Annotated in this window: 7 protein-coding genes; 1 reads left to right on the forward strand and 6 read right to left on the reverse strand. The window is 58.6% G+C overall.

Annotated features, from left to right (window positions below):
• On the forward strand, positions 1-314 hold a 314-nt coding region (locus AC0L3E_RS34045), incomplete at its 5' end, for a N,N-dimethylformamidase beta subunit family domain-containing protein (RefSeq protein WP_473606826.1).
• A gap of 572 nt (positions 315-886) precedes the next feature.
• On the opposite strand, the gene AC0L3E_RS34050 is transcribed toward AC0L3E_RS34045, so the two are convergent.
• The 6 genes from AC0L3E_RS34050 to AC0L3E_RS34075 all read right to left on the reverse strand — a co-directional run bounded on the left by AC0L3E_RS34050 (position 887) and on the right by AC0L3E_RS34075 (position 8,748).
• Positions 887-3,094 (reverse strand): N,N-dimethylformamidase beta subunit family domain-containing protein, encoded by a 2,208-nt coding sequence (locus AC0L3E_RS34050; RefSeq protein WP_473606827.1) that lies wholly within the window; start codon positions 3,092-3,094, stop codon positions 887-889.
• Complete coding sequence (locus tag AC0L3E_RS34055; protein ID WP_473606829.1) at positions 3,084-3,398, reverse strand: N,N-dimethylformamidase alpha subunit family protein; 315 nt, start codon at positions 3,396-3,398, stop codon at positions 3,084-3,086. Before AC0L3E_RS34055 ends, AC0L3E_RS34050 begins: the two co-directional genes overlap by 11 nt.
• A gap of 315 nt (positions 3,399-3,713) precedes the next feature.
• Positions 3,714-5,045: a dimethylsulfonioproprionate lyase DddP gene (gene dddP / locus AC0L3E_RS34060; protein ID WP_473606830.1), complete on the reverse strand. Its 1,332-nt coding sequence runs from the start codon at positions 5,043-5,045 to the stop codon at positions 3,714-3,716.
• Between the two features lie 149 nt (positions 5,046-5,194).
• Positions 5,195-6,226, reverse strand: a complete 1,032-nt coding sequence (locus AC0L3E_RS34065) for a GlxA family transcriptional regulator (RefSeq protein ID WP_473606832.1) — start codon at positions 6,224-6,226, stop codon at positions 5,195-5,197.
• 89 nt (positions 6,227-6,315) lie between these two features.
• Complete coding sequence (locus tag AC0L3E_RS34070) at positions 6,316-7,008, reverse strand: corrinoid protein (protein WP_473606833.1); 693 nt, start codon at positions 7,006-7,008, stop codon at positions 6,316-6,318.
• A gap of 201 nt (positions 7,009-7,209) precedes the next feature.
• Positions 7,210-8,748 carry a trimethylamine methyltransferase family protein gene (locus AC0L3E_RS34075; RefSeq protein WP_473606834.1) on the reverse strand — a complete coding sequence of 513 codons (1,539 nt, stop codon included), beginning with the start codon at positions 8,746-8,748 and terminating at the stop codon, positions 7,210-7,212.
• Between the last annotated feature and the right edge of the window lie 281 nt (positions 8,749-9,029).

The raw sequence follows: 9,029 nt of genomic DNA on the forward strand, positions 1-9,029 counted from the left end.
GCTTCGATCCGACCTTGGGATCACCAAGCCATGCTGTCGTGATAGCGACTTCCACCGATCATACCGACAACATGGTGCTGGCTAAGGAAGAGTTTGGCGCGATGCATTGGATGATTGGTGGGACTGAGAACAAAAACGTTCGCTCGGACATCGTCTTTTTCGAAACCGCGGGCGGCGGAGCGGTTTTTTCCGTTGGCTCCATTTCCTGGCCCATGAGCCTGCCCATCGACAATTATGAAAACGACGTCTCGCGAGTCACGCGGAACGTGCTTGAGCGCTTCCGGCATCCCAAGCCGTTTCCGCTACCTCGTTAGGAGGTGAGAGCGGCCCTACGGATGTCGGCATCATCTGAGTACCCGTTTGAAGAAGGGGCGCGCGACCAACAGAGAGATATTCCAGCGGCTTTGCGCGCGCGTAGAGAGTGAGCGGCAGTGCTGCGATGGATGATCGGCAAACCAGGCCTTAGCCAGGTTGGTGAAAGAGAATTCAGAGGGAGGGCGATTTGATACTAAGCATCGGCGCGCTCGAGCAAAGGCCAAAATCACCGGGTGACTAATCTTAGCGCTCCCTTGCAGCGCTCGGACCTATGTTCGGTCACCTCGCCACCATGAAGGCCGCTGTCGGAATCTGCCAAATATGCCCCGTTGGTCCAGTTCGCTGCCTGAGGCGTATCCGATGTTTGATCTTGGTATGTGAAACCAACTCGGTCTGCCGTGGAATCGCTTTCAGTTTCGCTGAAGCGTTCGACTGCGGCAGGTCAACAGTCCCTGATGTGCAACAACCCGCGAAGCAACTTCTCTCCTGCAAGCGACAAAGGGCTGTGCCTAGGGCGTTCTCATGCTCCTTCGAACAGGGCCGCCCATAGGATATAATTCGCGCAAACCTGTCAGTCCGGCATTTGAAACGGGCTCGGATCTCGGAAGCGGCGTAGCACGTTGTCGGAGAGACGGGCGACATTATTGGCGTAGCCCTCGTGCGGGAGACAGCTGCCCCACGCTATCGAGCCGACAGAAAAGACTGCGCCGCCGGCGGGTGTCTCGAAGAACGTCATATCAGCACGGATGGGCTCTCTTGGGGCGTCGTTCCACAGCGCAGTGAAGTATTCGCTTCCGCTCATGCCGCGTATGTATGAGCTAGTATGGCCCTCTGAAGCGGCAACCACGAGCGCATGACGCGGGGTTCCAACCGCTTGGTCCACCACGTCGACCTCGAGACCCGCCGCTCCGCCCAATACACCGAAGTCCCCGATGATGCTTTCGGTGACCCCTTCGAAAATGAAGCGCGCCCGCGGATCGTCGCCGGCCGGGAGCCGGCGATAATAACTGCAGCGGTCAAAAGCCTCGGTCCGATACCCCACTCCAACGAGTGACTGTTCGGGTCTGCCCAGATCCCGCCATGGCCCGCAGAGCCGCCCAGTAAAGCTGCTGTAGGCGTCGCCCGCGTCGACACGGCCCATCTTTGAACTGCGGCGCCTGAGCTCAACCAAGCCGAGCCTTTGGGGATGAAAATCGATAGTGTGGTAAAACCCATTGCCCCCGAGATACATGAGCCGACCGCCCTGGGCGAGGAAACGGTCGAGGGCCTGCAGCATCGGTTGAGACCAATACTCCGGGTGACTGCCAGTGACCAGCACGCGACAACCCGCCAAGGCGGCAACGCCCTCTCGGTCAAGCTCCTCATCCGTCAAGACATTGTGATCGGGAGCTGCCCGGGCAAGCCAGCCGAGAAGGCAAAGATCGATTTGAAAATTCCAGAGCCACCCACCAGGCTGGCGGTTCAGCACCGGCCGCCGAAGCGATCCGATCCAGCGCCCGCTGCCGTCTTCGTGCGGATCGTAGAGCGATCTGCCGGGACCTGGCAGCCCAACAGCTAGAAGGTCGAGTGGGGTGAACGTGACGCCAAGACAGCCGAGACCGTACTCTATTCTTTGATGTTGGGACAGCATGTTGACGTAGGCCGCGTATGTCGCGATCGGCGCCAAGAAGGCAACGTCACGGGCGGCTCCTGCTGGCTGCCGGACGTAGAATGGCACATAGAATTCAGCACTCTCGCCCCGCAGACGGGCGGCATAACAACCGCTCGGCCAGTCGACCGGCACAATGAGCCGCAGGTCTTCTTGCCAGCCGGGACTCTCGATATCATCGTGGTGGAAGTGGATAGCACCATATTGTTCAGGCGCCTGGCGCCAATCTAATGTGGAGCTATCCCAGTTCGAACCCTGGACAGCACGGGCTGGCTGATTGACGCATAAGCCGTCATGAACCAGTCCTGAGCGATCTCGGACCACGTCTGATGCGGGTTCATTCAGCAGATCCCAATCGGCCAAGCAGGGCCAGTCCACCGGTTCGTTTGGCTTGCGCGCAGCCAACTCCTTGATTTGCTCGAGGGACAGCGCCGCAGCCACGATGCGGGGACGTTCTATTTTGCCGTTGAAGTGGTGGCAGGGAAAACCGTCTCCGCCCCGCTCGGCTGCCAATAGAAGGTGACCGTCACCGCTTGCCGGCGGCTTCACATCATCCACGGCCAGCCAACTCGCGCCGGCGTGGTCATGCGTTCCCGAAGCGAGGCGATGCACCGCAAAAAGCAAATGACGGCGCTTGGGATCATAGCTTAGCGCGACGAAGCTCCAGCGACGCAGAGACAAGGGCTGATCTACGCGATAGACTCGGGCGCCATCGGCGTCCGCAAGAATTGCGGTCAAGCAGCCCTCCGCATCGAGCCGCAAGGCCACCCCACCGCGCCCGTCTGCGGTCAGGGTGCTCAACAGAGAACGAGGTTGGCCGTTAATACGGGTCGGAAAAATGTTGGCGCAAAGCGTTGTTGGCCCAAGGTCCGCCAGACGCTGCGAGTCCTCCACTTCAATGTAGGAACCGGGGCGGATGGGCTGCTCGCGACCCGGATAACGCTTGCCCTTCATCATCACGGTGGGGTCAAAAGGCGGCATTTCCGGTCCGGCATCACAGCCAAGCAAGCGAACGAAATCGCACTCGAAGTTGTCGAGGCTCACGCAGCTCACAGCAAAGCCGATGCTTTCGCCTGGCTTGACGCTGTCGCGATCTGCATAAGCAAGGATCACTGGGCGATCAGGCTTCATCATCATCTTCCTGCAGCGGGAGTGCCCCGATCAGATGCCGCCAGCGCTGTTTGAAAACCCAGCGCTCGACATCCTCACGCGTTTGAAAGCAGACTGGCGCCATTTCGGCGATGTCCTGGCCGTCAGGCGACCAGCGTGCTGCCCGCCACTCGCTGTAGGGCTTGGTCATTATCGTGAACCATTTGCCAGCCGTCGGTTGGGAACGCATGACATCGAGCACAAAGCGCAGATCGGCGCTGTGGCGGCCGAATGGTGCCTCCACGAACTCGCGAACCAAGTCGAGCCGATGAGCAAAAGCCGCCAAGGTCGCTCGGGCGGCGGCCGTGCCGGCATTCTCTACGGTTCGCCCCGTCTGAGGTTCTTTGAATTCAGCGCTCGCACCGTCTGTTATCATAGCTAGCCTCAGACGTAGATTAGTGGGCCTCACTCCAGGAACCGGGCGCTCCCAATAGTCCGTTAATAGCAGTTCCCTCCGGGGGGAGCGTGCCTGGCAGTGGCGGGCGGTTTGGGCTTCCGCAGCCTTGCTGGCCCCCCACGAAGAGCTTGAGCAGACATTGATGCATTCACATCTGCTCAGTCCGGCCGAAGCTATTGGTCGGCTGCCGCCGATGTCGAAAATCTAGCCCATCAAAGCAGGGTCGAAGGGACATTTTGTAAGATTTTCGACGCCGTTCTCGGTTATCAGAACCTGCTCCTCCAGTTTTACCCCTTCGCGCCCGCCAACCGCTCCAATGTAAGCCTCGACGCAAAGCGTCATGCCAGGTTCCAAGGTGTAGTCGAACGCTCCTGGAATGAAATCTTCGGGATAAAGGATGGCAGGATATTCATCGCATAGGCCAATGCCATGCATCATGCAGCCGTAGCGCTGGTGGACGAATTCCTGCGGCAGCTTGTGGCCGCGCTCTGTAATCTCCGTGAACGACACGCCGGGCTTCAACAGAGCCATGTTGGTCTGCACATGCTCATATGCGAGAGCATGCAACCGGCGCTGCTCGTCGGTTGGCTTCCCATCGCCGCAGTACCAGGTTCGCGAAAAATCGGCGCACATGCCGTAAGGACCCACCATATCGGTATCGAACGCGACCAAGTCGCCCGATTCGATACGGCGCGGCCCTGCCTCTGCCAACCATGGATTGGTGCGCGGCCCGGAAGTGAGGATACGCGTTTCAATCCACTCACCCCCCCGGGCGATGTTTTCGGCATGAAGCACCGACCACAGTTCCGTTTCGGCTATACCCGGCTGCAAGCGCTCGCGCATCTTGGCGACGGCAATCTCGCAAGTCGCGATCGAGCAGCGCATGGCGTTGATCTCGTCAATCCCCTTGATGGACCTTGCATGCTCCATGAGTTGCATGCCGTTGCAGACTTCAATCCCGATTTCATCCAACGCGCGAAGACCAGGGATTTCGATTTTGTCGACAGCCAGACGGCGGTTCTTGCCGCCGCTTCGGCGCAGAAGCTCGTCGACCTGCCCGGCAAATTGCTTGGCGATCACATCTTCCGCATCACCAGCGGCGAAATAGTAGAAGGCCGCGCCCCCGTCCCGGACTTCGTTAACAAGTGGGAGGTGTGCCGAGAGGTGCTCGCAATTGTGCAAATCCCAGATAACAACATATCCATCCGCAGATATGAACGCGGCCCGATTGGCGTTGTGCGTAATCCAGAGTTGCATATTCGAGGAGTCGGTCGCGTATCTGATGTTCAGCGGATCAAAGCACAGCACGCCCGCGTAGTCGCGCTGGCGCAGCTGCTGAACGATGCGGGCAAGCCGCGTCTCGCGCATTCTCACCAGATTCGGCGGCGTCAACCCCAGCGCCGACCACTCGGCAAAGGCGACATCGGTCGGCCCGATTTCCACGCGATCATTGTCATCGATGCTCCCATCAGGTTTCAACCCCGCAGGACGCCGGCTGGGATCGATTTTGTGCGTCGTGACCGAGAAAGATGACATGGAGAGGCGTTCCCTAGGTTAGTGCTTGGATGAGTTTTGAATGATAAAGGCCGAGATTCACTGACTTTCATATGCGGAAAAAATACCGCGCGGTATTAAGAGGATTTATCTGGCCGGGTGCTTTCTGGGCTCAGCGCGCTAGAGCAAGTCTAGGCTCGGTAGGCATTGGGATTGGCGCCGAAGGCAAGGCGGAAGCACTTGGAAAAATGCGAGGCCGATGCGAACCCACAAGCGACAGCGATCTCAACAATTGGCAACTCGGTCTGTTCGACAAGACGCTTGGCTCGGGAAAGTCTCACATGGAGGTAGTAGCGCATCGGGGAGATGGACAATGATCGCGCGAACAGCCTTTCGATCTGACGCTGCGAGCGACCGACGCACCTGGCAATGTCACGCAGTGGCATCGGGTCTTCGACATGTTCTTCCATGATGCGAATTATCTCAGCGACCGGCTTGCAGATGCCTTCATTAGAGCCGACCGCCGACTGCCTTTCGGAGCTCGAACGCCAATGCCCTGCGGTGGTGTGCCGACACACAGCCACTGCAATGTCCTTGCCAAGATGTTCGCTGATAAACTCCATCACCAAGTCGAACGACGCGAACTCACCTGCACACGTGACGAGCTGGCTATCTCGAACGAAGAGGCGGTCCGTTACTTGCGGGCGCCCGAATGTTTCAGCGAACGCGGCACGCTTGTCCCAATGAATTGTACACGGGACGCCATCGAGCATTCCAATCTCGGCCAGCAGCCAGGTTGCTGTACCCAAGGCGGCTATGGGAACGCCGTGACGTCTGTAAAGACGAAGAACATTGATAACAGAGGCCGAAACCTGCTTTTCGACCATTTCCCCAGCTAGCACCACTACCATGGTTGGCCGATTGCCGGACATAATCAATTGATTTGCGTATTTGAAGTCGTTGTCAACCGACAGGCCAAAGCCGCTGGCGCATCGTACCGGCTGACCGTCTTGGCTCAGCAGAGACCATTCGAAAAATGAACGTCCCAAAATCGAATTCGCAAGGCGAAGCGGGTCCACGAACGATGAGAGACTGAGTAGAGAGAAACCCGGAAGCGCCAAGATCACCAGTCGGCACTCATCGGCTTTTACATCCATCACGTTCTTGGCGGCGTCCCAAAGCACTGGGCCTGAACGGCTGGGCGCTGCAAATGGCGCATTCATGTTTCTAATCCGTTCTTCGAGGTACCAAAATGCTGCGCCGGTCGGTGCAAGGTATCAACCTGCCGTCGCGAGATCGGAGCTCTCAAAGGTCAAGCGCGAACGTTGTGCTTGCGCTTCATGAAACCCTTGGCGGTCTCGACCGCCACGGCCGCATCCCGGCAATAGGCATCGGCGCCGACGGCCTTGCCGAATTCCTCGTTGAGCGGTGCGCCGCCGACCAGCACGACATAGTCGTCGCGGATACCTTTTTCCTTCATCGTGTCGATGACGACCTTCATGTAGGGCATGGTGGTGGTAAGCAGCGCCGACATGCCGATGATGTCTGGCTGATGCTCCTCCAAGGCTGCCATGTACTTTTCGACCGGGTTATTGATGCCAAGATCGATGACCTCGAAGCCGGCGCCTTCCATCATCATGCCGACGAGATTCTTGCCGATGTCGTGGATGTCGCCCTTAACGGTGCCGATTACCATCTTGCCCTGCTTGGGCGCGCCGGTGGCGATAAGCAGCGGTCGCAAGATGAACATACCGGCTTTCATGGCGTTGGCCGACAGCAGCACCTCGGGAACGAACAGGATACCGTCGCGGAAATCCTCGCCGACGATGCGCATGCCTTCGACCAGAGCTTCGGTCAGCACCTTGTAAGGCTGCCATCCGCGATCGAGGAGAATATGCGTCCCCTGTTCGATTTCTTCCTTCAGCCCGTCATAGAGGTCGTCGTGCATCTGCTGCACGAGTTCCTCGTCGGAAAGCTCGGAAAGGATGATCTCTTCATCAGCCATGTCGGATCTCAATGCTTGATTTCAAGGAGGTCGGCACCCCATGCTCGATGGGGTGCCGACCCGGCTTCCGGTGAAGCCTTGGGAGTTACTCCGGCTGCCACCCAAACCTTTTGCACGAAGCGCTTGGAAGGCGTGGCTCGACCGTTCTCAATAATGCCGCCTAAGACGCCCCATACTTTGCGATGGAGAGGGCATCGCAGCCTAGGCAATGCTCGGCGAGATTTGCTCCTGCCGCTTGGCAACGTATGCATCGAGTTCTTCTCGCAGGGCCAAATCCAAAGGCGGCTGCTCGTAACTGTCGATGATCGATTTGGCCTTCTCCCGGCACCGTTGCGCCATATCTTTCGAGCCCTTGACCTTCCACTGCTCGTAGCTGAGGTAGTCGAGTATCTCTGGGGCGAAGAAAGCGTCCTTGAAGTGTTTGAGGGTAAAGGAGTCGCCGAGATAGTGCCCGCCGGGGCCGATCCGTCGGACAGCCTCAAGCGCCTCGTCGAAATTGTCGAAGGATACCCCTTTCGCATATTTCTCGATCAGCAAATTCTGCTCCGCGTCCGCCACGAACTTGGCCATGCAGCACACCAGGCCGGCCTCATCCCAGCCGCCGGCATGCATCATTAGGTTCGCGCCGGCGCTGGCGCCCGACATATAAGCTATCGCCGACTCGTATCCGGACTGCGCATCGAAAGTCTTGGCGGACGACTGAGAGGCAGTGGTTCGCCACGGCACACCATACCGCCTGGCGAGCTGGCCGATGACGGCGTTGAGCAAGGTGACCTCAGGCATCCCGGACATCGGGGCGCCGCTGCGCATCGACACCGAAACCGAGTATTGGCCATAAATCATTTTCGCGCCGGGCACGACCAGTTGAGTATAGGCGAGCGCGGCGAGCGCTTCTGCGTTCAACTGCGCAATCGTGGCGGGGACGTCTGCGGGAGTGTTAGCTGCGCCGAGGACGAAGGGTGACAGCAAGACGACCTGGTTGGCTTCGACGAAAGCGCGAAGCCCTTCAAGCATCGTTGAATCCCAGACCAAGGGCGAATTTCCCGACACATGCCCCATCATCACAGCATTCTGGTCCATGAATTCCTTGCCATGGACTATTCGGCTCATCGCGATAGAATCCTCGGCTCGCTCCCTCCCCGTCGTAAGACCGAAGAAAGGCATGTTCGTCTCGACCAGACTTGAATGATTGATGTGAAGGTGGCGCCATGGCACTGCAATGTCGGTTGGCTCGCAGGTAAACCCTCCGGCGATGTGGAAGCCCGGCAGCATCTGCGTAAGCCGGTTCATGTCGCGAAGATCCGCGATCGTCGATGACCGACGGACGCCTTGCAGGTCGCGGACATTGGGAGCGCCCTGCATGGCTCCGAATGTCATCGTATCAAGCGCGATCTCGAAGCGCTGCGATGGGTCGCGGGATGTCATCTCAAAGCGGGATGGCGCCTTGGCGATGAGGTCCATGACCATCTCGCCTTCGAGGCGGACGCGATGCTCCTTGACATCGGCGCCGGCCTCCTTCCACTGCCTTATCGCCGTTTCATCCCTGAATTCGATGCCGACCTCGCGCAGAATTGCCAGGGACGCTTGGTGAATGCGCTCCAACTGTTCTGCAAAGACGACCTCTACTGGTCGAATGCCATACTTTATGGTGGAAACGCGTGGCCTTTTCTCGGCTTCCCGCGCCGCTACGACAGAAGATCGGCCGCCGCGGCGTCGAATTGTGGGTGTGTCAGCGTCCATATTAGCCTCACCTGCGGTGCTGGAGTAATCAGCGGACCCACTATGCGAAATCGAGATGTTCCGCCTGGAATGGGCGGCTACTCACCATAAAATTGATGGTAGGCAGCAACGGACGCGATGAGAATACCTAAAAGTTTTCGCTGGGTCTAAACCCAGTTTATGTCCGACCGCCCCGATGCGAGCTGGGACGTGAGCTCCCGGCACCAGCCGGCTCAGAAATCACAGGCGCAGCTCTTCGGACTGGGCGAGAAACCAGTCGACCAATATCTTGCACCGCTTGT

The sequence above is a fragment of the Mesorhizobium sp. WSM4822 genome (assembly GCF_055811155.1).

Bases quoted from the DNA above. Each gene is read 5' to 3' on its own strand.
- AC0L3E_RS34075 (WP_473606834.1), bottom strand. From the start codon at position 8,748: ATGGACGCTGACACACCCACAATTCGACGCCGCGGCGGCCGATCTTCT.
- AC0L3E_RS34050 (WP_473606827.1), bottom strand. From the start codon at position 3,094: ATGAAGCCTGATCGCCCAGTGATCCTTGCTTATGCAGATCGCGACAGC.
- AC0L3E_RS34070 (WP_473606833.1), bottom strand. From the start codon at position 7,008: ATGGCTGATGAAGAGATCATCCTTTCCGAGCTTTCCGACGAGGAACTC.
- dddP (WP_473606830.1), bottom strand. From the start codon at position 5,045: ATGTCATCTTTCTCGGTCACGACGCACAAAATCGATCCCAGCCGGCGT.
- AC0L3E_RS34065 (WP_473606832.1), bottom strand. From the start codon at position 6,226: ATGAATGCGCCATTTGCAGCGCCCAGCCGTTCAGGCCCAGTGCTTTGG.